This window comes from Pseudoalteromonas sp. S1612 (assembly GCF_005887175.1).
In the GTDB taxonomy this organism is placed as follows: Bacteria; Pseudomonadota; Gammaproteobacteria; order Enterobacterales; family Alteromonadaceae; genus Pseudoalteromonas; species Pseudoalteromonas undina.
In genome coordinates this window covers 19,404-44,659 of sequence record NZ_PNDH01000016.1, presented here as the reverse complement: position 1 = coordinate 44,659, position 25,256 = coordinate 19,404, and the positions used below count along the sequence as shown (strand labels likewise).

At 40.3% G+C, this 25,256-nt stretch carries 25 protein-coding genes; 13 read left to right on the top strand and 12 right to left on the bottom strand.

Annotated features, from left to right (window positions below):
• Positions 1–6 precede the first annotated feature (6 nt).
• The gene (locus CWB78_RS07140) at positions 7–741 is read right to left on the bottom strand and encodes an enoyl-CoA hydratase/isomerase family protein (RefSeq protein WP_075170546.1); all 735 of its coding nucleotides are present in this window, start codon (positions 739–741) and stop codon (positions 7–9) included.
• 223 nt (positions 742–964) lie between these two features.
• On the opposite strand from CWB78_RS07140, the gene CWB78_RS07135 reads away from it, so the two are divergent.
• The 4 genes from CWB78_RS07135 to queG are packed head-to-tail and all read left to right on the top strand — an operon-like array spanning position 965 to position 5,005.
• A complete protein-coding gene (locus tag CWB78_RS07135) occupies positions 965–1,831 on the top strand; it encodes a DMT family transporter (RefSeq protein ID WP_138594837.1) in 867 nt (288 codons plus the stop codon).
• On the top strand, positions 1,828–2,532 hold the full coding sequence (locus CWB78_RS07130; RefSeq protein WP_010390735.1) for a glycerophosphodiester phosphodiesterase: 705 nt from the start codon (positions 1,828–1,830) through the stop codon (positions 2,530–2,532). The genes CWB78_RS07135 and CWB78_RS07130 overlap by 4 nt, the downstream gene beginning before the upstream one ends.
• 58 nt (positions 2,533–2,590) lie before the next feature.
• Complete coding sequence (locus CWB78_RS07125; protein ID WP_021033114.1) at positions 2,591–3,811, top strand: methyl-accepting chemotaxis protein; 1,221 nt, start codon at positions 2,591–2,593, stop codon at positions 3,809–3,811.
• Between the two features lie 60 nt (positions 3,812–3,871).
• Positions 3,872–5,005 (top strand): tRNA epoxyqueuosine(34) reductase QueG, encoded by a 1,134-nt coding sequence (queG, locus tag CWB78_RS07120; RefSeq protein ID WP_138594836.1) that lies wholly within the window; start codon positions 3,872–3,874, stop codon positions 5,003–5,005.
• A gap of 264 nt (positions 5,006–5,269) precedes the next feature.
• Here the strand turns inward: queG and CWB78_RS07115 are convergent, their stop codons facing one another.
• The 3 genes from CWB78_RS07115 to CWB78_RS07105 form a co-directional block, all read right to left on the bottom strand.
• The gene (locus CWB78_RS07115; RefSeq protein ID WP_138594834.1) at positions 5,270–6,397 is read right to left on the bottom strand and encodes a response regulator; all 1,128 of its coding nucleotides are present in this window, start codon (positions 6,395–6,397) and stop codon (positions 5,270–5,272) included.
• A 45-nt stretch (positions 6,398–6,442) separates the two neighbouring features.
• On the bottom strand, positions 6,443–8,437 hold the full coding sequence (locus CWB78_RS07110; protein ID WP_138594832.1) for a sensor histidine kinase: 1,995 nt from the start codon (positions 8,435–8,437) through the stop codon (positions 6,443–6,445).
• Between the two features lie 111 nt (positions 8,438–8,548).
• On the bottom strand, positions 8,549–9,037 hold the full coding sequence (locus CWB78_RS07105) for a GNAT family N-acetyltransferase (RefSeq protein ID WP_054202385.1): 489 nt from the start codon (positions 9,035–9,037) through the stop codon (positions 8,549–8,551).
• 88 nt (positions 9,038–9,125) lie between these two features.
• Here CWB78_RS07105 and CWB78_RS07100 point away from each other — a divergent pair, with 88 nt between their 5' ends.
• From CWB78_RS07100 to CWB78_RS07075, 6 genes are all read left to right on the top strand, one after another.
• The gene (locus CWB78_RS07100) at positions 9,126–9,695 is read left to right on the top strand and encodes a glutathione peroxidase (RefSeq protein WP_138594830.1); all 570 of its coding nucleotides are present in this window, start codon (positions 9,126–9,128) and stop codon (positions 9,693–9,695) included.
• Between the two features lie 75 nt (positions 9,696–9,770).
• Complete coding sequence (locus CWB78_RS07095; protein WP_008114778.1) at positions 9,771–10,052, top strand: peptidylprolyl isomerase; 282 nt, start codon at positions 9,771–9,773, stop codon at positions 10,050–10,052.
• Between the two features lie 69 nt (positions 10,053–10,121).
• Positions 10,122–10,706, top strand: a complete 585-nt coding sequence (locus tag CWB78_RS07090; protein ID WP_008114780.1) for a glutathione S-transferase family protein — start codon at positions 10,122–10,124, stop codon at positions 10,704–10,706.
• 11 nt (positions 10,707–10,717) lie between these two features.
• Positions 10,718–11,068 (top strand): DUF2750 domain-containing protein, encoded by a 351-nt coding sequence (locus CWB78_RS07085; protein ID WP_008114782.1) that lies wholly within the window; start codon positions 10,718–10,720, stop codon positions 11,066–11,068.
• An 88-nt stretch (positions 11,069–11,156) separates the two neighbouring features.
• A complete protein-coding gene (locus CWB78_RS07080) occupies positions 11,157–11,837 on the top strand; it encodes a site-specific integrase (RefSeq protein ID WP_055012880.1) in 681 nt (226 codons plus the stop codon).
• Between the two features lie 106 nt (positions 11,838–11,943).
• Complete coding sequence (locus tag CWB78_RS07075) at positions 11,944–14,517, top strand: M1 family metallopeptidase (RefSeq protein WP_109875350.1); 2,574 nt, start codon at positions 11,944–11,946, stop codon at positions 14,515–14,517.
• 263 nt (positions 14,518–14,780) lie between these two features.
• On the opposite strand, the gene CWB78_RS07070 is transcribed toward CWB78_RS07075, so the two are convergent.
• Together CWB78_RS07070 and CWB78_RS07065 are read right to left on the bottom strand one after the other, a co-directional pair.
• Positions 14,781–15,146, bottom strand: coding sequence for a hypothetical protein (locus CWB78_RS07070; protein WP_008114788.1), 366 nt, complete (start codon positions 15,144–15,146; stop codon positions 14,781–14,783).
• 77 nt (positions 15,147–15,223) lie between these two features.
• Positions 15,224–16,096: a TolB-like translocation protein gene (locus CWB78_RS07065; protein WP_054202305.1), complete on the bottom strand. Its 873-nt coding sequence runs from the start codon at positions 16,094–16,096 to the stop codon at positions 15,224–15,226.
• A gap of 115 nt (positions 16,097–16,211) precedes the next feature.
• Here CWB78_RS07065 and CWB78_RS07060 point away from each other — a divergent pair, with 115 nt between their 5' ends.
• The 3 genes from CWB78_RS07060 to yjjG all read left to right on the top strand — a co-directional run bounded on the left by CWB78_RS07060 (position 16,212) and on the right by yjjG (position 18,504).
• Positions 16,212–17,111, top strand: coding sequence for a phosphoribulokinase (locus CWB78_RS07060; protein ID WP_008114793.1), 900 nt, complete (start codon positions 16,212–16,214; stop codon positions 17,109–17,111).
• Between the two features lie 167 nt (positions 17,112–17,278).
• The gene (gene yjjX / locus CWB78_RS07055; protein WP_138594828.1) at positions 17,279–17,818 is read left to right on the top strand and encodes an inosine/xanthosine triphosphatase; all 540 of its coding nucleotides are present in this window, start codon (positions 17,279–17,281) and stop codon (positions 17,816–17,818) included.
• An 11-nt stretch (positions 17,819–17,829) separates the two neighbouring features.
• Entirely contained in the window at positions 17,830–18,504 is a 675-nt protein-coding gene (gene yjjG, locus CWB78_RS07050) for a pyrimidine 5'-nucleotidase (RefSeq protein ID WP_008114796.1), read from the top strand.
• Between the two features lie 87 nt (positions 18,505–18,591).
• On the opposite strand, the gene lpxC is transcribed toward yjjG, so the two are convergent.
• From lpxC to murC, 6 genes are all read right to left on the bottom strand, one after another.
• On the bottom strand, positions 18,592–19,503 hold the full coding sequence (gene lpxC, locus CWB78_RS07045; RefSeq protein WP_010390707.1) for a UDP-3-O-acyl-N-acetylglucosamine deacetylase: 912 nt from the start codon (positions 19,501–19,503) through the stop codon (positions 18,592–18,594).
• A 107-nt stretch (positions 19,504–19,610) separates the two neighbouring features.
• The gene (gene ftsZ / locus CWB78_RS07040) at positions 19,611–20,870 is read right to left on the bottom strand and encodes a cell division protein FtsZ (RefSeq protein WP_138594826.1); all 1,260 of its coding nucleotides are present in this window, start codon (positions 20,868–20,870) and stop codon (positions 19,611–19,613) included.
• A 21-nt stretch (positions 20,871–20,891) separates the two neighbouring features.
• Entirely contained in the window at positions 20,892–22,124 is a 1,233-nt protein-coding gene (gene ftsA / locus CWB78_RS07035; RefSeq protein ID WP_008110678.1) for a cell division protein FtsA, read from the bottom strand.
• Positions 22,125–22,137: 13 nt separating this feature from the next.
• Positions 22,138–22,899 carry a cell division protein FtsQ/DivIB gene (locus CWB78_RS07030; protein ID WP_008465294.1) on the bottom strand — a complete coding sequence of 254 codons (762 nt, stop codon included), beginning with the start codon at positions 22,897–22,899 and terminating at the stop codon, positions 22,138–22,140.
• Position 22,900: 1 nt separating this feature from the next.
• A complete protein-coding gene (locus CWB78_RS07025; protein ID WP_010390703.1) occupies positions 22,901–23,821 on the bottom strand; it encodes a D-alanine--D-alanine ligase in 921 nt (306 codons plus the stop codon).
• Positions 23,818–25,227 carry a UDP-N-acetylmuramate--L-alanine ligase gene (gene murC, locus CWB78_RS07020; protein ID WP_217694239.1) on the bottom strand — a complete coding sequence of 470 codons (1,410 nt, stop codon included), beginning with the start codon at positions 25,225–25,227 and terminating at the stop codon, positions 23,818–23,820. The genes CWB78_RS07025 and murC overlap by 4 nt, the downstream gene beginning before the upstream one ends.
• Positions 25,228–25,256 lie beyond the last annotated feature (29 nt).

Here is a 25,256-nt window from a genome sequence, read left to right as displayed (position 1 = left end):
AACAGCTTACTTTTGCTGTAGTTTCTTCCACAATAGCGTGCTGATGTTTTCAATAAAAGCCGAGTCTTGTGCAGCCATAACATCGAGTATTGGTTTGTTCATTTGGGTTTTGTTTTGAGCGTATATCCAACGATTTTTATTAAAGCTTTGAGCAAACTCTAACACACCCGCTTGCAAGGCTTGCTCATCAGCAAAAATCGCTTCTACCACATTTTGTTGTAGCAGTTTATGCGCATCAACACGCTCGCCGGTCATAGCTAAGCGGTTAAAAAATTGCGGATTAATCGCTTTATTAATAATCGGAAACATAGACGGTACAAACGGTACCAGTACATCAACTTCAGGAAAGCAGAAAAAGCCTTTGTCCGATTTCATAAACCGAAAATCACAGGCACATGCTAACACCGAGCCATTACCATAAGTGTGACCGTTTAATGCAGCAATGATAGGCATAGGAAACGTCACTATACGTTTAAATAACTGCCCTATCGAATTCATAAAATCAGCAATAACTGTAGGCGTGTTATCTGAACTGGCCATCCACTGTAAATCAATTCCCAATGACCAGCTTTTATCGCTGCTTGAGGTTAATACTACGGCGTTAATATCGCCATTGGCTTCTATGCTATCTAAGTGTTGATTAAGTTCAGCTATAAAACTAGGGTTATGGCGGTTTTCAGCGGTATTCATGGTAAGTATTGCCACGTTTTGCTCAGTGGTAATCTTTATTAATGCGGTCATTCGAGCCTCTTTGAGTGCATTTAGCTGCGCTTTTAGCACTTTTAGTTACTTTTATAGTTATAAACAGCATAGTAACGCGTAGTTTTGATTTTACAATCGCTATTACACTTAAAAAATTAATCCCCTAAATAATTGCATATTAATTATTAAGGCTTTTAAAAATTTCATCTTAAGTAATTAATAGTAATGTTAAACTGCATTAAAAGCAGCGCAAGGAAACGTCATGCAGTCCCAACAACAAAGCTTAATTTACTTACACATTGCCGTCCTTTTATTTGGCGGTACCGCCTTATTCGCAAAGCTAATTGGTTTAAATGCATTAGATATTACCGCTTATCGCGCGGCTATTGCTGGGGTGGCAATTTGTGTGCTACTAATTTTGCAAAAAAAACCAATTAAGCTGCATCACGCCAAAGATTATGTAATTGCCATTTTATTAGGCGTTGCCGTAGGTATTCACTGGGTAACCTACTTTGCAGGCATGCAATTGGCGGGAATTACCGTGGGCATGTTAGCTTTTTTTACCTATCCCGTGATCACGGTATTTTTAGAGCCTCTATTTAATAAAAGTAAGCCCAAAGCAAAAGATATAATAAGCGCTATAGTGGTGATTATTGGCATTTATTTATTGATCCCTAACGTTAATTTAGGCGATGACATCACTTTAGGCGTTGTGACGGGGGTGGTATCAGCATTGTTTTTTGCTATTCGTAATATTACCCATAAACGCTACTTTAGCGAGTATGGTGGACCGCAAACCATGTTTTATCAAACGTTAGTGGCAAGCCTGATGCTATGTGCATTTATTGAAGTACCCATAACACAAATTAATGATACTGATTTAATATTGCTGCTTATCGCCGGTGTGGTGTTTACTGCGATGCCGCATTCGTTATTTGCAGCGAGTTTAAAAAATTTATCAGCAGCGACCGCTGGATTGATTTCTTGCTTACAGCCCCTTTATGGCACAATACTGGCTATAATTATTTTGCACGAACGCCCCTCAGTGATGACCCTGATTGGTGGTGCACTGATTGTTAGTGCTGCGTGCTTTGAAACTTGGTCAATCTCACGGAAAAAGCAGCCATGAAAATATTTGCTCATAGAGGCACAAGCACACACTTTCCTGAAAATACACATAGCGCCATTATGGCGGCGTTAAAAGCAAATGTAGATGGCATTGAGGTTGATGTACAAAGCGCACTTGATGACTACGTGATTATTCATGATACCTACCTAGATAGAACCACTAATGGTAAAGGTAAAGTGTGCGATCTAAGCGCTCAGCAAATTCAACAATTTGATGCGGGAAATGGTGAGCAAGTGCCTACCCTACAACAACTAATTGACTGGAATAGCAACCAAACCTTACTTAATTTAGAGCTAAAACATACTTTTGAACTAGAAAAGTTTGCTGCGCAACTAGAAATGAATATTACTGCAAATAAGATATCAGCAGACAATATTTTAGTTTCATCATTTAATCATCATCAACTACACTGGCTAAAGAACCGCTTGCCTTGGCTTAAAATTGGCGCACTTACTGCATCAATTCCATTGCAGTATGCGAAGTTTGCTGAAGACTTACAGGCCTTTAGCATTCATGTTGACAAAAACTTTATGAACAAGTCGTTTGTTGACGATGCCAAACTGCGCGGCTTACAGGTGTTTGCCTACACCGTAGATGAAGTTGAAGATATTAAACTGATGCTTGCCTGTGGTGTTGATGGCATTTTTACTAACGACCCTGAACGAACTAAGCATTTTTTGGCGCAATTAAATGAACTATAACTAATTATTTAATTGCTATTTATGCTATAAAAACAATAATTTAGTAGGTCACTATTTAATGAGTAGCTACATGCGTATTTATAATTTTTTAGAACAAACTCTATTTTTTACTTTAACCCGAAAAATAGTGGGTAATTTAAGCTTTGTATTTTTATTTCAAGCTATTACATTATTTTGGTTACACAGTAGCCTCTCTGAAAATCAACAAAGCACAGGGCTATTTTGGGCATTAACCCTGCTGATTGTTGCCGGTTTTATATTTACTATTTTTTATATGCGCTTTTTAATTGTGCGCCCGGTAAAAGCCATGCGCGATACGTTGATTAATATTAATCAACAAGATGCCAACTTAGCTGCCAAACTTCCTCATTTTACTTTTGATGAATTTAGAGATTTAAGTGAACAATATAATCAGTTTACTACGCATTTAAACAGCTTATTAAGTACGACCTACAGCAGCGCTCAGGAAAGCGTGCAAAGTAATAGCCAAGTAACGCAATCAATGCAGCACACAGAGCAGCTAAGCGAACAGCAAATTAACTTAAGCCACACCATAATTAATGCCAGCAACCAAATTACCCAAAGCCTACAAGATATAGTAAGTAACACTGATAGCGTACATCAGGTAAATAATGAACATCTTAGTTTTGTTAAGCTCTCTGCGAGCGAACTGTCAAAACTGGTTGAACAGGTGAGGCTTATTAATGAAATGCTGGGTAGTTTTTCTAAAACGATTGCAGGCTTAAAAGAGAATAGTGAAAACATTCGTAGCATTTTAAAAATGGTAGAAGAGTTTTCTGATCAAACTAATTTATTAGCGCTTAATGCGGCAATTGAAGCAGCGCGCGCCGGAGAAGCTGGGCGAGGTTTTGCCGTGGTTGCCGATGAAGTTCGCACCCTATCGGTTAAAGTAAGTGATGCAACCCGCCAAATTAGTGATTTTATTACCCAAATGAATGAGCTGGTTAATGAAACCAATAAAGAGTCTCAGCAGTTAATTAGTCACTCTAATAACGCACAAGCTGCAATCAACGATACCTCAGAAGGTTTTGGAAAAATGCTCAATGAATTTGAGCATAATCAGCAGCAATTACAGCAAATAGCTAACGCAGTTCATTTACTTGAAGATACACAAAATCAAACTCATGAATCGGTTGAACAAATTGTGGCGCTTGGCGAACAAGCAAAGCAACAAATAGACACCGCATTGCATGACTCTGAGCAATCACAAAAACTAAGTCAACAAACCCAACAACAGTTAAAGCGTTTTGTAGGCTAGTTTTACCCAAGCCGCGATTATGCTAAATTACGCGGCTTATAATATAACTGTGTGAAGCATGTGAGCGACGTCAATCTAAATTATGAACAGCTAGCCCTGCAAATAAAGCTATGGGGTCAAGAACTTGGCTTTAGTGAAGTGGGTATTACTGACATTGATTTAACTAAGCATGAAGCACAGCTGCAGCGATGGCTTGATGCGGGTTTTCATGGCTCAATGGATTATATGGCAGCCCATGGTATGAAGCGTGCTCGCCCTAATGAGCTAGTACCCGGAACACAGCGGGTTATTTCAGTTAAAATGAATTACCTCCCACCTGATTCAGGCTTTGCCAAAAACCTTAAAAATACCGAAAAAGCCTATATCAGCCGATATGCCCTTGGCCGCGACTATCATAAGTTGATGCGCAACCGAATCAAACGGTTAGGTAAAAAAATTGAACAACATGTGGGTGACTATAGCTTTAGGCCTTTTGTTGATTCAGCCCCTGTACTTGAACGTCAACTCGCTGAAAAAGCGGGATTAGGCTGGCGCGGAAAGCATTCTTTATTAATAAATAAAGAGGCGGGTTCTTGGTTCTTTTTAGGTGAGCTTTTTGTCGACTTACCTTTACCTATTGATAACGAAAACACTTTTGAGGGTTGCGGCAAATGCGTTGCCTGCATAACACTATGCCCCACTGGTGCTATTGTAGAACCTTATGTGGTTGATGCGCGTAAGTGCATTTCGTATTTAACTATAGAGCATCAAGGTGCTATTCCTGAGCAATACAGAACATTAATGGGAAATCGCATTTATGGCTGTGACGATTGCCAATTGGTATGCCCATGGAACCGCTACGGAAAAATTACTGATGAGGCTGACTTTCATCCTCGTACACAATTAAAAAATAAAGACTTACTCGCGTTATTTGCCTGGGATGAAACTACCTTTTTAACAAATACCGAGGGCAGCCCTATTCGGCGCATTGGCCATGAGCGTTGGTTACGAAATATAGCGGTTGGCTTAGGCAACGCAGATTTTAGCCCGGCAATTATTGTTGCACTCGAAGATAAGCGCCAAGCGGTAAGTGACTTGGTGGGTGAACATATAAATTGGGCACTCGCCCAGCAACACGATAAACAAAGACAAAAGTTGCGTAAAACGGCACGGCTAATTCGTATTGTTGAAAAAGGCCTACCCAGAGACGCGTAAGCCTTTTACCTTTTTATGTAATCACTTTCTCTGTGAACTCTTAGCCCTCTTTGTGCATAATTTACTAACATCTAATTGAACACAGAGAAGAGAATGAGGAGTAAATAAGAAGCTACTATTAAAGTACAGCTCTTAGTTAACCTGTAATGCATACCTTTCGTTTTTAACCTTTAAAAGACGCGACATAAAATCGCTGTTACAAGTTAATTTGTCCAATCGTAGCAAGGAATTTACCCCGCGTCTCGCAGCCCGTAGCCCGCACCTTTAACCTTTCAACAATAAAGCGAGATCTTGCTCTATCTCTGCGAACGCTTTTTTAACCTGATCAACAGATTCTTGGCGTGCCACCGAATTTTGAATCGTTTCGTCGACCTTTTTGTAAATAAACACTTCCTGGTCTTCATCGAGTCCCATGGTTGGGATCCGCTCTTCTAACTCCTCTTGAAGTTGTTTAAATACTTTTTCGTTATTTATCCGGCTGTCGTTAAGCAATCCAATTAAACTATGAAACTTACTGTGAACAGTACTCGCCACTTTGTTTAATCGCTCTTGCTGCGAAACCAACATTTTCTTAGTAGTAATAGCGCGCAATTGCTGTTCGGTTACACTTACAATAAAACAAATATGATCACGTATACGCCCATGCTTCTGCTCATCTTGTTCTGGCATATTCAAAATCAATAAACTGACAAACTCATAATTAACCAAAATACGATGAGAAAACTCATGTAACCTACCTTTGTTTTTAAGCATTTCAAATAACTCAATCACAATCGGCGAACACACACCGTTTAAAGCAAAGTGCGATTTGGTGTCGTTACATCTAAATTCAATATTACTTTGTAGACCAAATGTCTGTAAGCACTCCACTAATGCCTTACCTAACTCCTCTACATCGTTGATAAAACCGATATTTTCAATATAGTTAACTATCTGACCCATTTCACTGCTATTTGCCATAGCATTAAAAGCGGTTGAGGTTGCTTCTTTTACTTGCTTTTCAAGCTGTTGTTTTTCTATTAATACTTGATTTAACTTATTCAGCTTTTGCTTAAGCTCATCGTGCCCAAACGGTTTTACAATATAGTCTTCAGCACCTACTGAATAACCTTCCATACGTTCCTCAACAGTCCCCCTTGCCGATACAAACATCACTATAATATCTTGTGTATTAGGGTTCGCTTTGAGCTCTTTACATACTTCGTAACCATTCATTTTTGGCATGCTTACATCAAGTAAGATAACCTGCGGCATATACTCTTCAACCATGCTCAAGCATTCTGGGCCACTCGAAGCCAGCTTAAGTTCAAAATCTAATTCCTCTAGGATTTCTTCTATTATCTCGAGGTTAAATGGTTCATCGTCGACTGCAAGAATTTTAGTTAAAGCCATAATTTTTCGTCCATATAAATCGTGTTCATTAAAACAATTCGGTTATTAGCTACTATTTTTCACTAATTGCTCATCGGCTAAATATTCATCGAGGTTTATTTCCAAAGGAACCTGAATGCTAATGGTTGCCCCACCAAGTTCGTTATTACAGGCTTTTATAGTTCCTTGATGTAAAGAAACAAATTCACGGCACAGCGTAAGTCCTAATCCTGTCCCCCCTGCGCCACTATTTGTTTTGCTACTTTGCACAAATTTTTGAAAAACAGTTTCAAGCTCGTCTTCTGGTATACCAATTCCGCTGTCTATTACTTCAATATTTGCACACCCACTGTCTATTTCCAATGCAACTTCGATAGTGCTATGTTCTTCGCTAAATTTTAATGCATTACTCAATACGTTTCTAAGTATCTGATTAATTTGCTCTTCATCGCATTGCGCTATAACAGGCGGCTTATCTGATTTAAATGCAATTTTAATATCTTTTTCTATGGCAATTCCGGACACATCATCAATACTTGTTTTAACAATAGTCGTTAAATCGCATGCTCGCGGGTTAAATGGGAATTTACCTACATCTAATTTCGACAAATCGAGTAAATTGTTAAGTAAAGAAAGCAGCCTTTGTCCACTTGATTCAATTCGGGTTAAGTATTTTAAAAGTTTATCTTTACTAAAATCATCATCTTGAAGCTTACTGAGACCAAAGCGTGAAAAACTTAGTATAGAATGCATAGGGGTTCTAAGCTCATGTGACATATTAGCTAAAAACTCTGATTTACTTAAATTAGCTGCTTCAGCAATGTTTTTCGCATGCTCAAGTTGCGAAGTCCGCGCTCTTACCTGCTCTTCTAAAAGATCTTTGGCCTCAAGTAATAAATCTTCTTTTTGCTTTAAATGAGTTACGTTTTTAAAAATAACCGCTAATGCTATCTCACCATGATGATCAATCTCATTAAATGAGCCGACGAGCGGAATTTTACTCCCATCTTTACAGACAATATGTAAGTCGCAACTAAATTGCCGATTACTGTTTAAAGTCGATATTTTATCTTTTATTGCTTTTACTGAATCGTCATCTAAAAAGTGAAATAACGAGTGAGCAATGAGCTTTTTAAACGGTAAATTAAACAGCTTTAAGCACGCGTCGTTAGCCTCTACTATTTTGCCTTTACGTTCAAAAAGTAAGATTGGGTCGGGAGTATTTTTAAAAATTACTTGCAGCAAACTGTCTTTTTCAATAAGTACATCGACTGTATCTTGTAGCCTTTCAACTAGCTCTGCGTTATGACGTTTTAGCAATTCGGTTTGCCACAACTTATGTACTGCTTGTAATAAAACGTTGTCATCGAGTGGCTTAATTAAAACGTCTTCAACACCTTGGCGAATTGCTTCAATCATAGAAACCTGAGCAGGACGCGAGGTTAATAATAAGCAGCGGCTATGCGGCTGTATCTGCTTAAGGCTGGTAAATATATCTAAGCCAAGCCCTTCTTTTAAACTAAAATCACTAATTAAAATATCAATCATTCTGAGTTTAGCAATATTAAGTGCCTCATCATGATTTGTAGCTGTGTATACCTCTATATGTGCACCCACTAAACTACTTTTTAGCATTTCTAAACGCTCACTAACATGATCAACCAACAAAATTGTAGGCAGTTTAAAAATATGATCAGGGCCTATTTCTAATAGTTCTTCAATAAATGAAGTGATTTCTTTATTAGAAAAAAATGGATAAATAATAGTGGCATCTGGAACAAGCTCATTTAATTTACCAAATGCATCAAGCAATTCACCACTTTCAGCCTTGGGAGCTAAAAGTAAAAATGATTGTCGGGTTGCTTGTTTTACCAACGAAGCAACCAGATTTGTTGGTGTCCCTTGTGAAAAGGCAAGCATATCGTATGCATCTATGTTGCTGCTTTGATCAAACATAGAATAATGAACTAATTCAACTTCACAACCAATTAGCTCAAGCAGTACTTTTAAGCGCATAGCAATCATGCTACTGCTATCAATAATAAGTATTTTTTGCGCCATTTATGTACACTTTTAAGAATTAATTAAACACCTTTTCAGCATAGTATAGAATTTTTGGTTTGGCATAATCGTCTACATAAATGTAATTTTTGTTTGCCTATGGTTATGGGATTACATTAAATGCTTACCAAAAATAGTCAGGCTGTACAGCTGGTTATCCATCCTTGCAACATTGGGCAACTCTCCCCATACTGCAAAATCAAAATGCTTAAATAATTTAATGCTTGGTTCGTTATGGCTAAAAATAAACCCGAGTAACACTTCAATATCGAGCTTTTGTGCTTGTTGTTGTGCAAATTGCATCAACTTTTTACCCAACCCTTTTCCTTGGGCTGCCGCCGTAATGTAGATGCTTAGTTCAACGGTGCCATCGTAAGCTGGGCGCCCATAAAACGATTTATAACTTACCCACGCTAGTACTTGGTCATTTTCGCAGTAAACAAAAATAGGTCTTTGAGCTGTATGGCTATCAAACCAAGGTTGTTTGTCAGCAACGGTTACTTCTTCGGTATCGGCGGTCACCATTCGACTAGGGATAGTTTCATTGTAAATGGCAACAATAGCAGTTAAATCATCAGGTTTTGCTAAACGTATAGTCATAGAAAATAAGTAAAATTGATCAATTTTGTCTATAGTAGCGTATGATAAGTTACATAAACACCCATCGAATCGCATTCAAGGTAACCGCATGAGAAGAAAATTAATATTCGGATTAACATTGGCTCTAGGCTGTGTATCTGTAACCACCAATGCAGCAGACACTAATAGCCCTTCAGCAAAGACAGATACCTGCGATGACTTCACAAATGTGTCACTGAGAAAGCTTCGTTCAACCGAAACGCTTAATCTATGTGAATTTAAAAATAAGCCACTGTTGATTGTTAACACTGCCAGCAATTGCGGCTTTACTTCTCAGTTTGAAGGGCTAGAAACGCTATACAAAAAATATAAAGAGCAAGGCTTAGTGGTGCTCGGTTTTCCATCTGACGATTTTTTTCAAGAAGAAAATGACGAAAAAGATACGGCTAAAGTCTGTTATGTGAATTACGGCGTTACTTTCCCTATGTTAGCCACCAGCGCAGTGCGTGGCAGCGATGCCAACCCTATTTTCAAGCACTTAAATGCAAAAACTAGTTCACCTAACTGGAATTTTTATAAATACGTGGTTTCGGCAGATCGTCAATCAGTGACTCGCTTTAATAGCCGCGTCAAACCCGATTCAGCAAAATTAGAAAGCGCCATCAAAAGTGCATTTTAATTTTGTGTTTTCAGTTTAACCTTACTAAGATGTTGCTTAGTAGATAAAAAACTAAACTTATAAATAGGAGATTTTATGGCAGTAGCAAGTGCAAGGCACATACTCGTAGACAGTGAAGCACAATGTTTAGACCTTAAAGATAAAATTGAGCAAGGTGAAGACTTTGCTGAGCTAGCTAAATTGCACTCTAATTGCCCTTCAGGTCAAGATGGTGGCGCATTAGGTGAGTTCGGACCTGGTATGATGGTTCCTGAGTTTGATAAGGTGGTTTTTTCAGCGCCACTTAACCAAGTACAAGGTCCTGTTCAAACACAGTTTGGTTACCATTTATTAGAAGTAACCAGCCGCTCAGAGTAAGCAAATCGATTTACTAATAAAGCCGCATTAGCGGCTTTTTATTTATGTGGAGTTGGCAAAAGCCCCAATATGCAATTACTTGGCTCTATTTCTTCCCCTTATGTTCGCCGTGTCAGAATTTGGGCACAACAAAATAACTGTGAGCTTGAGTTTATAAATCTCGACATTTTTTCAAGCGATGACCGCTCTTTAATGATGTCGCACAACCCGGCAGCTAAAATCCCTATCTTAATTGATGGCTCGCTTAACTTAAGCGACTCAAATAATATACTGCGTTACTTACTTGAAAAAACACAGCAGAACCCGCTAACTTGGCCGCAAGAGCATTTTTTAACTAGCATCAACGCCTGTAACGATTCATTGGTTGAGTTATTGATATGTCAGCGTTCTGGGTTTGACACGCAAGCTGATAAACTATTTTTTAATCTGCAAAATGAGCGAATTGCGCAAACTTTAGACTATTTAAATGATCATTTAAACGATGATGAATTTAAAAGCTGTGAATGCCTCAACATCAGTTTATACTGCTTGCTAGATTGGATCTGCTTTCGTGAACTCACTGATTTTAGCGCGCAGCCGCAGTTAGTTAAGTTTTATGAAGCGTTTAGTCAGCGTCAAGCGGCTAAAAATACCAACCCTCGACTCAAATTTTAAAAGGTGAACACATGAGCGATATCGAAATTGAATCACAACTAGTTAGCTTTGTAGAAAAAGTACGTGTTAGTGAGCAGATCTGGGCACTGGGTGCACAAGATGGTGGCTTTGTTGTATGTGAATCAAATCAGTTTGACGACACCGATGTACTTTTACTGTGGGAATCAGAAGACGCAGCAAAAGAGCAGTGTAAAGAAGAGTGGAAAGACTACAGTCCGGTAGAAATCAATCTAGATGAATTTTTAGATGATTGGGTTGAAGACCTTAAATCGGATGATGCTCTGGTTGGTTTAAATTGGAATGACGATCAGGTATGCGTAGAAATTGAACCAGTTGGTTTAGCTCGCGCTTTAAGTGAATAAGTTTTAACTGTTTATTTGCTGGCACTACCCCAATTAACAACAACGATTAGTTGGGGTATAAAATAATAAAAACTGTCAAGGTACTGCGTTGAAAACCCATCTTGGTCGTCGTCCATTCTCAGCTATGGAGCTACATACGCTCTATACCGGATATATTTATAGTGATACTCGGCTTGCCCGCGAACAAGCTAAGCACTGGCACTTTTGGCTGCCTTTAATTGCTTACTACAGTGGCGCTTACAGTGATGAAATTGGCCATTTAACCCTAGATGACTTGGTGGTTAAAAATAGCATTCTCTGCTTTAGCTTTCATACTCATGGTAAAATTAAACCCCGTTTAATTCCTGTACATAACGCCCTTATTAAGGCCGGACTTAATGATTATTTAGCCTACGCAAAAGCGCAAAAACACACACGTTTACTGTTTGACCTCCCAGCAAAAACAGGACGCTACAGTGAAAAAGTACGCATTTGGTTTTCAGGCGAGGGCGAACGTGCGGGGTATTTGCAAAAATGTGCAATTCCTTCCGTGGATCAACTCGGAATGAAAACCGCGATTAGTAGTTTGCGGCTTAACTTTGAACAGCAAATTCGTATTTATGCCCTGCAAGCAGGCTCTAAAGACTGCTTCAATTACTTAATGGGCTTTAATGATTACCCCGATGATAACTTTAACGATATAGCCTTGTTAAATAAGGTGCTGCAACAGCTCCGGGTTATTAATTCCCACATTCATTGGCAGCGGTTTTTAGCACGAGATAGCCACTGACAAACTTTGTTACTCTTTTCCTTATTGTTGTTCGCTTACTCTAGCAAAAAAAGCTGTTAGGATGGAGTGTACTCACTCTTCTAACAACAAAAATCTAGGGATAACTATGTTTTTTAAAAGCCTCTTAACCGTGAGCGTTGCGCTTGCGATAAATGCTGCTAACGCTAATGAGTTCGTCATTGAAAAGCTCGCAAAGCCAAGTTCACAAAAAGTCGCTTTAACGCTCGACCCAAGTCAGGATACTTTTACAGGAATGACTGAAATCAGTTTGGAGGTGCTTAAACCAACACGCTACATTGAACTTAATGGTGTTGATTACGCAACCAAAATGGTTCAACTATTGGGTGAGCAAAACTGCGACTTAAACAGCGAAATGCTTAAAACCGGTAAAGTTAAATTTAGCTGCGAAGAGCAAATTCAGCCGGGTAAATACACTTTAAAAATTGATTTCTCAGCGCCATATAATCGCCAAAGTGTGGGGCTATATAAAACCCTAGATCAAGGCGTTCCTTATCTTTTCACCCAATTTGAAATGAGCGATGCCCGTCGAGCGTTTCCTGTATTTGACGAACCAAGCTATAAAATTCCATTTCAGTTAACTATTACCGCCCCCACTTCACAAAAAGTGTATTCAAATACACCTGAGTTAAAAACGACGGTGAATGGCGATATGACTACCCATTACTTTGATAAAACGCCACCAATTCCATCATACTTAGTAGCTATGGCTGTAGGCCCGTTTGAAGAACTAGAAATTAAGGGTATGCCAATTCCTGGCCGTGTGATTACTCCACAAGGTAAAATTCATTTAGCACAGTATGCAAAAGAGAATATGCCTAAAGTATTGGGCGCACTTGAAGAGTACTTTGGTATTCCTTACGTGTATAAAAAATTAGATTCAGTGGCTGTTCCAGAGTTTCCGTTTGGGGCAATGGAAAATTCAGGTTTAGTGACTTACCGCGAAGATATTCTTCTGGTTGATTTAGAAGCTGCAACGCGTAGTAAAAAGCAACGTAATGTCTCTATTATTGCCCATGAATTAGCTCACCAATGGTACGGTAACTTAGTGACTATGAAGTGGTGGAACGACTTATGGTTAAACGAAGCGTTTGCTAGCTGGATGGCAGCAAAAATTACTAAGCAACTTAATCCTGAGTTTGAATCACACCTAGATTTACCACAAAACAATGTAATGGCGTTAGATGCTCGCTTAAGCACTAAGCCCATTCGTAAACCAATTAAAACCGAAGCCGATATTATGGACGGTTTAGGCCTTGCATACAGCAAAGGCAGCTCAGTACTGGCGATGGTTGAAAATTGGATTGGTGAAGACGCATTTCAAGCTGGTATTCAAAATTATTTAAAAGAGTTCTCATATAAAAATGCCGAAGCCGCCGATTTATGGGAAGCACTCGGTAAGGCTTCAAATAAAGATGTGGCGAGTGTTTTAAAATCATTTATTGAACAATCGTCATTTCCTTTAATCAAGGTTGATCAGCAAGGTAAAACTATCACTATTTCGCAAAGCCGTTTTGCTAATGCCGGTGTTGATGCTCCAGCCCAACTTTGGAATGTACCCGTTGCCATTAAGTACGGTAAAGGCGATAAAGTAAAAACTGCCAGTGTATTACTTAATAAACAAAACCAAACGCTAGAGTTAGATTTTGAGCCAGAGTGGATATATCCAGACCAAGGTGCGCTAGGTTACTACCGCTGGGTCATGGACGATGCGCAATTTAACGCACTAATTGATAATGCAGCAAGCGTATTAAACGACCGCGAGCGCCTTGCATTGTTATCAGCTACTGACGCCTTACTTGACGCAGGTGTAATTTCTGCGGCTAAGCTGATGCAAACGCTTGAAGTATTTGCCAGTGATAGTCATCCACGCGTAGCTAACACTGCTTTAGGTTATTTAGCATCTCAGCAACGTACCTTTAAAGACGATAGCAACAAAGATTTATGGCCTACATTTATTCAAAATGCAGTCATGCCTGCCGCTAAAAAATATGGCCTAGAAGCAAAAATGGGGGAAGATGGCGCTGTTGCTCAACTGCGAGCTGCGGTAGTGTCGCGTTTAGGCTTTGATGGTGAAGATAAAAATGTGATCAATAAAGCTAAGCAGCAAACAGCTGTTTACTTAAAAGATCCACAAAATGTAGACCCTTATTTAGCGGGTACTTACTTACGTCTTGCGGCTTTTCATGGTGATAAAGCGCTGCTTGATCAGTTTATGGCAACCTTTAAAACCACTAAAGATCCACAAGTTCGTACCAATATGTTGGCAGCAATGGGTTATTTTGGTAAACCTGAACTCCAAAAAGCAGTGCTTGCATATAGCTTAACCGATGAAGTAACCGCTTCTGATATGCGTACTATTTTATCGGGGCAAAGTTACACCGATGAACGCCAAGCACTCTTTATTGATTGGATATATAGCAACTACGATAAAGTAACAGCAAGTTTGCCACCATTTTTTGTACCTAACTTACCTTACTTTACTACTGCTAGCTGTGATGCTGAAAGTTTAGCGACAACGCAAACGTTCTTTGACGCTAAACTTGATGACGTACCTGGCTATGCGCGCACATTAAGTAAGCTTGCAGAAAGTACGAATGACTGTATTGCACTTAAAAACCGTGAACTCAAATCAGTAAATAGCTTTTTGAATAGTAAATAAGTTAAAGTTCAAAGGATGGCGGGCTGCGGGCTACGGGTAACGGGCCGAAAAGCTCAAACTCGGGCTAATGGCTGATGTTTTCTAATTGTCTTCTCTTTGTGTATAAAATCTTAAAAAGTTTATTCACAAAGAGATTAACAGGCGCAGCCCTTTTAGAGCTAGTGATTAAAGACAAAGATTAAGGGTTATAAAGGTTAAAGGTTGAAGGTTGAAGGTTGAAGATTTTATCTTGCACCTTTTGCCTTTAGCCCTGCACCATTCTATTAACCACCAATAATCATCGTTAGCTTAGCTATAAACTCTTTTGCCGCTTGTTCAGAGTTAATTTTAAAAGCGACACCATAATGAATAGGCTGTGCGCTTTTATAAATACGAGTGGGAAAACGGGTCATTTCACTGCTATGAAAATAGCCTTGAGTACGCACAACCCCATCAATATCAGTAAAGTCATCACTAAACACTTCAAATGCAGGACGGATCACAATTTTACCTTTCCCCGTTTCGGCATGGGTGTAAAACGCTTCTTTAGAGTTTGCTAGCATATACTCAGCAATGTTTTTTATTTTGAAATTACTTCTACACTCTAGTTTTATCAGCTGCTCTGTTAACTCGTCTGCGCTAAATGCCACGTGACTTTCCTTTTTATTTAATAGGGGAATAGACTAACTCATGCATGAGTGAAAGTCCGAAATTTATTATTTAGTGTTTATTTAACACTACATACAAACGCTAATTGCTGATTTTTATAACTCAACCGGCTAATTTCAGTATCACAATATTGGCTTAAATCGAGCCATTGAGATATATCAGATCCAGCTGTTAGTTGTCGTTGATAGATACGATTTTTAATTGCGTAAGCAACTGTATTTTCATCTTTTAAGATGAAGTCTTGTACTTGGTTTGGCAACCTAAGGATGTTGCTTACCTGCTTGGTTTGAGGGTCAAAACGGGCTAACTGGTGCTGGCCATTTTTACTATGACTAAATAAAAATTCACTTCGCGATTTATCGTAAATAAGTGTGCGACCAATGTTATTTGCAACAACTTCACCTTTAGCCGCAACAACCGAGATATATTGTAATGTATGTGGCTCACCTAAAATAAACATTACTAAATCGTTGTTATTACCCCAAGCGTGATAGCCCACAGGCTCAATCCAATCAAAAATACGACTTGGCGCCTGCTCTGTGCTCAGCGAATATTGCCATAATTTTTGTTTGCCATCTTCTTCAACCACGATGGCAGATAAACTATCACCACTCGGTGTTAATGTTGGCGAATACTCACTTACAGCTGTATTGGTGATCATGGAGGTTTGTTTTGATGATAAATCGTAAAGCGCAATATCAGTTTGGCTCTGATTATTACTGATTACCTCACGCGTATAATAAAGGCCAGTATCGGTTAAGTGGGGCTGATTGTTGTAGCTGGTTTTATCACTAACAATGCTTACGCGTATGCCATGCGGAGTATTTAAATCGGCAAGCAGTATTTGACTTTTAGGCATATTTGCCTGGGCAACGCCCAATGTTAAAGCATTAATTGTTATTAGCCCTAACAACGGTTTGATCAGTTTCATGCTTTCTCTCGTTTTAATTTTAAGCACCTCATGATAACGTTATTTACTGATGACGTCACTTGACCTAGCTTAGTAAGGTCTTTATAACTAACGGGTCATAAAAAAGAGAACAAACATGTCAGCTAAACACCCTATTATTGCAATCACCGGCTCATCTGGAGCAGGCACTACAACCACCACCAATGCCGTGAAGCATATTTTCCGCAGCCTCGATATCAATGCTGCATTTATTGAAGGTGATAGCTTTCATCGTTACACACGTCCTGAAATGGACAAAAAAATTCGAGAAGCCCAACAAGAAAGTAAACACATAAGTTATTTTGGCCGAGAAGCCAATGACTTTGGTGCATTAGAAGACTTATTTACCAAGTATGGTGAAACAGGCGAAGGTAAACTGCGCCGTTATTTACATACCTTTGATGAGGCCGTGCCTTATAACCAGTTACCTGGAACATTTACACCTTGGCAAGAGCTTGAGCAAAATACAGATTTAATGTTTTACGAAGGCTTACATGGCGGCGTGGTCGACGAAGATCATGATGTGGCTAAGCATGTTGATTTACTCATAGGCATGGTGCCAATTATTAACCTTGAGTGGATCCAAAAGCTTATTCGCGATACCTCAGAACGTGGCCATTCTCGTGAAAAAGTAATGGACTCGATTGTACGCAGTATGGATGACTACATTAATCATATAACGCCGCAATTTTCTCGTACCCATATTAACTTTCAGCGAGTACCCACCGTTGATACCTCCAACCCATTTAGCGCAAAAGATATCCCCTCCCTTGATGAAAGCTTTGTCGTTATTCGCTTTAGGGGCATTGATGACGTTGATTTCCCGTATTATTTACGCATGATTGAAGGCAGCTTTATGTCGCGGATCAATACGCTTGTAGTACCCGGTGGCAAAATGGGACTCGCTATGGAGCTAGTGCTTACGCCACTGATCAAAGATATTATTTTGAAAAAACGCGCCTTAGCAAAATTAGCCCCACCTGAAATTCCTATTTAAGTGTATCGATAATCTGTTAGAGGCTTTTTGGTTTAGAAGATCTAACAACATATGATGATCTTATGGAGCTGATCATTTCTTTTATCAAGTGATCGCAAATACATTCTGCTCTTTTTTGTTTAGTCTAACTCACGTACACTACTGATTTTAAGTATGATGAGAGTAGTATGTCGCAAGCCATTAAAATTGTTGTCGGGTCTAAAAACCCAGTAAAAGTAAATGCCGCTAAACACATTTTTGCGATGTATTTCCCTGAGCATATAATTGAATGTAGTGGCGTTCACGCCCCCTCTGATGTACCCGATCAGCCAATAGGCGAAGAACAAACGTGTTTGGGAGCGCAAAACCGAGTTAACTATTGTAAAGCACAGCATCAAGCAGACTACTACATAGCGATGGAAGGCGGCGCAGCGCAATTTAGCTATGGTGCAGCAACCTTTGCCTATGTCGTTATTGATGACGGCGCACAGCAAGTTACAGGCCGAAGCAGTAACTTACCTTTGCCTTCAGTTTTTTATAATGCATTGCTGCAAGGTGAAGAACTTGGAGATGTGATGGATAAGGCTTTTAATACCACCAATATTAAGCAGCAAGGGGGTGCTATTGGTTTATTAACTGCTCATCATGCAACACGAGAAAGTACCTATACTCAAGCGCTGACTCTAGCCATGGCCCCTTTTCTTAATCCCACTTTATATAATCAATAACGGATGTTTTAATGAAGTATAACTACGTATTATTTGATGCCGACGAAACCTTATTTAGCTTTAATGCCTTTGCTGGCTTACAAAAAATGTTGGCTGCTTATGACATGGATTTTACCAAAGCAGATTATGACCATTACCAAAACACCAATAAGCCACTATGGATTGCCTATCAAAATAACGAAATTACCGCAAACCATCTGCAAGTAACTCGTTTTAGTGAGCTGGCAAATAAACTTGATGTACCAGCCCAGCAGCTCAATGATGATTTTTTATCGGCAATGGCTGAAATTTGCATGCCTTTACCCGGTGCGGTTGAATTATTAAACGCCCTTAAACCTCATGCCAAGTTAGGTATTATCACTAATGGCTTTAGTCAGCTGCAAGCACGTCGTTTAGCGCATACTGGGCTGCAAGATATGTTCGATTGGCTGGTAATTTCTGAAAAAGTAGGTATTGCTAAACCTGCAAAAGAGATATTTGAGCACACCTTTAATTTAATGGGGAATCCACCGAAAGAACAAATTTTAATGGTAGGTGATACCGCCAGCAGTGATATTCTTGGTGGACGAAATGCAGGCATAGACACCTGCTGGTTACAGCACCCTGGGGTAATCTTACCTGAAGGTATTAAGCCAACGTACCAAGTCACTGAGTTAAAACAGTTACAAACTATTTTAGGTCTGTAATACCTGACTGGTTGTGGTTACAAACAGCCAAAAAAAATGACGCTAATAAGCGTCATTTTTTATAACTGTATGTAAGCGATTAACTGATTAGGCGTTTGCTAATTCAAGGCCGGGTGCAGGCATCGAAACAGGTGTTTCAAAGGTTGCCCACTCCCATGCTGACTCGGTTGCCATAATTTTGCGTAGTAACTTGTTATTTAAATCATGACCTGATTTAAATGCAGTTACTTTACCTAAAAGGTTATGACCTGTCATAAACATGTCACCTACACAGTCTAGTATCTTATGCTTGACGAACTCGTCTGGGTAACGCAGACCGTTTGGATTTAAAACTTTAAATTCATCAAGTACCACTGCACTATCCATGCTACCACCTAGTGCAAGGTTATTAGCATGCATGTATTCAATATCTTTCATAAAGCCAAAAGTACGCGCACGGCTAATTTCTTCAGTGAAGCTTTGTGCGGTAATATCTAAGCCAATGCGTTGGCGGCTTTCATTAATTGCAGGGTGATCAAAGGCAATTTCAAAGTCGATATGGAATCCGTCGTAAGGTTCTACTTCGGCCCATTTATCACCTTCTTCAATACGTACTTTTTCTTTAATACGAATGAAGCGTTTTGCAACATTTTGCTCTTCAATGCCGCCTTTTTGTAATAAATAAATGAATGGCAATGCACTACCATCCATTATTGGAACTTCTGAGCTATCAAGTTCAACAATTAGATTGTCGATACCCATGGCCGCAACAGCTGCAATTAAATGCTCAGTAGTTGATAAGCGAACACCATCTTTGTTGATTAAACAGGTACACAATTGCGTATCACCAACGGCTTCAGGTGTTGTTTCAAAATCAACAACCGGATCAAGGTCGACACGACGAAATACAATCCCAGTATTTGCGCTCGCAGGTCGGAGAGTTATAGTGACCTTCTCACCTTTATGAAGTCCAATTCCTATGGCTTTGACTACTTGTGCAATCGTACGCTGTTTAATCATAGGTTCGCTCACTTTAAGTATATATTACAGTTAGACGGCGGAGTGTAACATAAATACGGTATAACTACAATATTTGTTCACATTTCGCACAAAAGTACTGTTTTTAATTAGTCTGCTTGTTTACGCAAAAAAGCAGGAATGTCGAAATAATCGCCACCCTCAGACTTATCTGTTTTATTAGCACTACTTGACGACGTATTCGTTGCTGAACTTGAAGAGCTAGTCGATGTGCTGCTTTGCTCTTTCGATTCAGCTTGCGATGTCGTTGCAGGCTCTTCAGTCGTGTTTGTGCCTTGGCTTGCAAAGCTAGGTACGTACATGCTGCTGCTTGTTTGTGTGCTTGAGCTAGTTACATCAGAGCCTGACGCTTTTTTGAAACCGTTATCTACGATACCAAACTGTGGACGACGATCGCCGCCTAAGCCGGTTGCAACCACGGTTACACGTAGCTCATCCGTCATTTCTGGGTCAATTACCGCGCCAACAACAACCGTTGCGTTTTCAGACGCTAGCGCCTTAACGTGATTACCCACAATTTCGAATTCTTCAATCGCGATATCCATACCCGCAGTAATGTTAACCAAAATGCCTTTAGCACCGGTTAAATCTACGTCTTCTAGAAGCGGGCTTGAAATAGCAGCTTCTGCTGCTTCTTGTGCACGATCAGGACCCGATGCAGATGCTGTACCCATCATCGCCGTGCCCATTGCAGACATAACAGTACGTACGTCGGCGAAATCCACGTTAATTAGACCCGAGCGAGTAATTAACTCAGCAATACCTTGTACCGCACCAAACAATACGTCATTTGCTTTAGCAAATGCATCCAGTAAAGTTGTTCCTTTACCCAATACTTTTAGTAACTTGTTATTTGGAATAGTGATTAACGAGTCCACAATTTCAGATAGTTCGCTAATACCTTGCTCTGCAGCAGCGGCACGCTTTTTACCTTCAAAATCAAACGGACGGGTTACCACAGCAACAGTTAAAATACCCAGCTCTTTAGCAATTTTAGCCACGACTGGCGCAGCACCGGTACCTGTACCGCCGCCCATACCTGCCGCAATAAACACCATATCAGCGCCTTCAAGGCTAGCACGGATGGTTTCGGCGTCTTCTTCAGCCGATTCACGACCTACTTCTGGGTTAGCCCCCGCACCTAACCCAGAGGTTATTTGCGTGCCTAATTGTACTGTTACATCAGCGGCTGAATTACGTAATGCTTGCGCATCCGTATTGGCTGCGATAAAACGAACGCCTTCTATTTGTTGTTTTACCATGTGCTCAACTGCGTTACCGCCGCCACCGCCTACACCGATTACTTTTATTACAGCTTCTTCGCTGTGTTGTTCCATTATATCAAACATATTTACTCTCCGACTTGAGTACTAAAACTCGCCTTGAAACCATTTTGTGATGCGGTTCCACCAATTATTATTATCATCCGCTTTCGACTTTTGTGCATTCATCGACTGCATAGTACGCCCGTATTGTAACAAACCTACAGCGGTTGCGTACGATGGATCATCAACATAATCAGTTAAACCTACTACACCAATTGGTTTACCTATTCTTACTGGCATCTGAAAAATATCTTCAGCCACTTCCATTGCGCCAGTCATTTTAGCAGTTCCGCCAGTAATGACGAGACCTGCTGCAATTTGGTCTTCTAATCCCGAGCGACGAATTTCTTCCATCGCCAGTTCAAATAATTCTCTAAAACGTGGCTCAACCACTTCAGACAACGTATGCCTAGACATCAGTCTTGCTGGTCGCCCACCTACGCTTGGCACTTCAATCGTGTCTTCGCTGCTCGCCATTTGGCTACTTGCACAGGCATATTGTACTTTGAGTGACTCTGCATGTGATATAGGTGTGCGAAATATTTTTGCAATATCACCGGTTACTTGGTTGCCCGCCACCGGAATAACCGCAGAATGACGCAGTGCACCATTAATATAAATAGTGATATCCATAGTACCACCACCGATATCTAGCACCGCGACACCTAGCTCTTTTTCATCGTCCGTCAGTACAGAGTAACAAGAGGCAAGCGCAGTGAATATAAGTTGGTCAACTTCAAGCCCACAACGTTCAACACATTTTTCTATATTTTTAGCCATATCGTTGGAGCAGGTAATAATATGCGCACGTGCTTCCATACGCACACCACTCATGCCAAGTGGGTTTTTAATCCCCTCTTGCATGTCAATGCTGTACTCTTGTGGCAAGGCATGCAACATTTTGCGTTCAGCTGAAATTGGCACTGAGCGAGCTATATGGATTACATTTTCAATGTCTTCATCGGTTACTTCAGTATTATTAATAGCGACAACACCACTTTCGTTCTGACACTGAATATGTTTGCCAGAAATACCCAAATAAACCGAGCTAATACGACAATCAGCCATCAATTCAGCTTCATCAATTGCGCGGCGAATAGACTCAGACACTAAATTTAAATCGTTAACGCCGCCTTTATCCATTCCATAAGATACTTGGCTCCCCACGCCAACAATGCTGAGCTTGTTATCTGTGGTGATTTCACCTACCGTGGCCACTACTTTCGAAGTGCCTACGTCTAATCCAATCACTAGGTTTCTTTCTGCTGACTTAGTCATGCCTTACTCTTTATTATAATTGCTGTTCTTGCATTGGCTTATAGCTCACTGCAAGGCCGGTATCGTAGCGTAAATCAATTGCATCTATCTGTGCATCAGCACGTTGTTCTATGCGTGAATAAACGTCTATAAAACGCTGTACACGCTTGGCTTTATCCTTGCGCCCTAAATTTAAACGCACGCCATTATCTAACCAAAGTTGCCACGAAAACCGCTCAGATAGCGCAAGGCTAGTGAGCGTTAGTGCATTTACTTTAAGCATTTCATCAAACTGTTTAAACGCTACCCATGCTTCTTTTTCACTGCCTTCTGGCCCATATAACTGGGGTAATGTGGCACTTAATTTATCACTTTTAGCCTCAAACGCATCGCCGCTTTGGTTAATCAATAAATCACTGTTCCAGTGAGCGACCGCTTGATGCTCTACCACGTAAACTTGGATAGTATCAGGCCATTGCTTTCTTACCGATACCGTTGCGACCCAAGGTAGTTCTTGCACTAAATGCTGAACATGCTTTACGTTTAACTCAAAAAAGCTACTTAAATCCGCTTTTTTTATCGCGGTAGTTATTGCTTTTTCATCGGTGTATTTGGGGCTCCCCAACACCGTTAGATGCTTAATTTGCGCATCTTTATTTGCAACTAACCAATGGGAAACCCCATTGGTTATTTCAATTAACCCAATCACCACAGCCAGAAAAAAGCTCACTCCAAAAATCAGCGACCAGTTAAGTTGCTGTTTTAGTTGCTGCGCTTTCTCTAAAAAGGGATGCATATTAAAGGGTTTGCTCCAAAATGCGAACAACTAATTGCTCAAAACTTGCCCCATTGGCTTTTGCAGCCATTGGCACCAATGATTTTTCTGTCATGCCTGGCACTGTATTTACTTCCAACAAGTAAAATTGGCCTTGCTGATCTTGCATTGCATCGACGCGACCCCAGCCACTTGCACCCACTAAATCAAACGCATCGAGTGCCATTGCTTGTAGTTTTTGGGTATCTGGTTGTGATAAATCAGCAGGACAATGATATTGTGTCGTACTTGACTGATATTTAGCTTGGTAGTCATAAAAACCATTTGGCGTGCTCATTTCAATCACAGGTTGTACTTCATCACCAAGCACCGTAATTGTAAATTCGCGCCCCGAGATCCACTGCTCTACCAATACTTGGCTGTCGAACTTAAATGCATTGCTGAGCGCATCTTCAAGCTCTTCTGCAGAGCTTGCTTGTGCCATACCAATACTTGAGCCTTCGTGCGATGGTTTTACCATCACTTTTTTAAACTCATCGATAATTGCTTTAGCATCAAAGCCTTTTTTAGCATCAACTACCGCATAAGGTGCTGTGCTTAAGCCTGCCGATTTAAACAAGTGCTTACAACGAATTTTATCCATTGCTAATGCTGAACCCAATACATTACTGCCAGTGTAAGGCAAGTTCATAAACTCTAAAGCACCTTGTACTGTGCCATCTTCACCACCTCGGCCATGCAGCGCAATAAAAACGCGATCAACATTTAAGTCTTTTAATTCCCACAATGAACGATTTTGAGGGTCAAACGCAATCGCATCAATGCCACAGGCAAGAAGTGCATTAAGGACTGCTTGACCAGATTTTAATGACACGTCGCGCTCTGCTGAGTTTCCACCTAGCAGCACCGCTACTTTACCGAACTGGGAACTTACCTGTGTCATACTTCACCTTGCTTTAATTTTTCTATCGACATATTTGTTGCTGCTAAGTTTTTAACTAACTGACCTATGTTACCTGCGCCTTGCGTAAGTACTAAGTCATTATTTTGTAGGCAGTTAGCAAGTACACCTGCAAGCTCTGAGCTTGAAGCCACATGCAATGGCTCTTTGCCACGCTGGCGTAAACTGCGGCATAAACTCTTACTATCAGCGCCCACAATCGGCTCTTCGCCTGCGCTGTAAACATCAAGCAATAGCAACTGATCAACCTCAGCGAGTACTTTCACAAAATCTTCGTATAAATCGCGAGTACGGGTATAGCGATGCGGCTGATAAACCATCACTAAACGCTTATCAGGCCAGCCTTCTCGCGCTGCGGTGATGGTAGCTGCCACTTCTGATGGGTGATGACCATAGTCATCTACTAACATCACATTACCGCATTCGTTTTCAAATTCACCATAATGCTGAAAACGACGGCCAATGCCTTCAAAAGTATCTAATGCCGCTAAAATTGCATGATTAGCTATGTTTTGATCTTTTGCCACCGCAATCGCTGCAGTTGCATTTAGGGCATTGTGTTTACCTGGCATATTTAACTTGGCGGTTAAACTCTCGCCTTGTTTATTAGTAACAGTAAATTGGCATGTATTGGCTGTTTGGCTAAATTCACTCATTCGATAGTCAGCATCTTGCGATTCACCATAAGTGATCACCGGACGACCAAAGCGAGGTATTAATTCTGCGGCAACGTCTGAATCTATACACACTACAGCTAGCCCGTAAAACGGCAGGTTATGAATGAATTCAACATAAGTATCTTTCATTTTTTCTAAGCTGCCGCCGTAAGTTTCCATGTGATCTTCTTCAATATTAGTGATCACCGATACCATTGGCTGTAAATGCAAAAATGAAGCATCGCTTTCATCCGCTTCAGCGATTAAAAAGTCGCTTTTGCCTACTTTAGCATTGCTGCCAGCACTATTTAATAAACCGCCAATAATAAAGGTTGGATCGAGCCCTGCTTGTGCATAAATGCTGGCAATTAAACTAGTTGTTGTGGTTTTACCATGGGTACCGGCAATGGCAATACCATGACGAAAACGCATCAGCTCAGCTAACATTTCTGCACGGCGAACCACCGGAATACGCGCAGCTTGCGCGGCTTGAATTTCAGGGTTTGTTTTATCAATTGCACTTGAAACCACCACCACATTAGCGTCTTTTACATTATTTTCATGATGGCCAATAAATACTTCAGCGCCCGCTTGAATTAAACGCTCGGTCATGGCGCTATGCGCTATATCCGAGCCGGTAATACGGTAACCTTCAAAAGCCAATACTTCTGCAATACCGCCCATACCTGCACCACCTATTCCTACAAAGTGAATAGTTTCAATGCGGCGCATCGCAGGGCGTGTATATTTTTCTTTTGCTA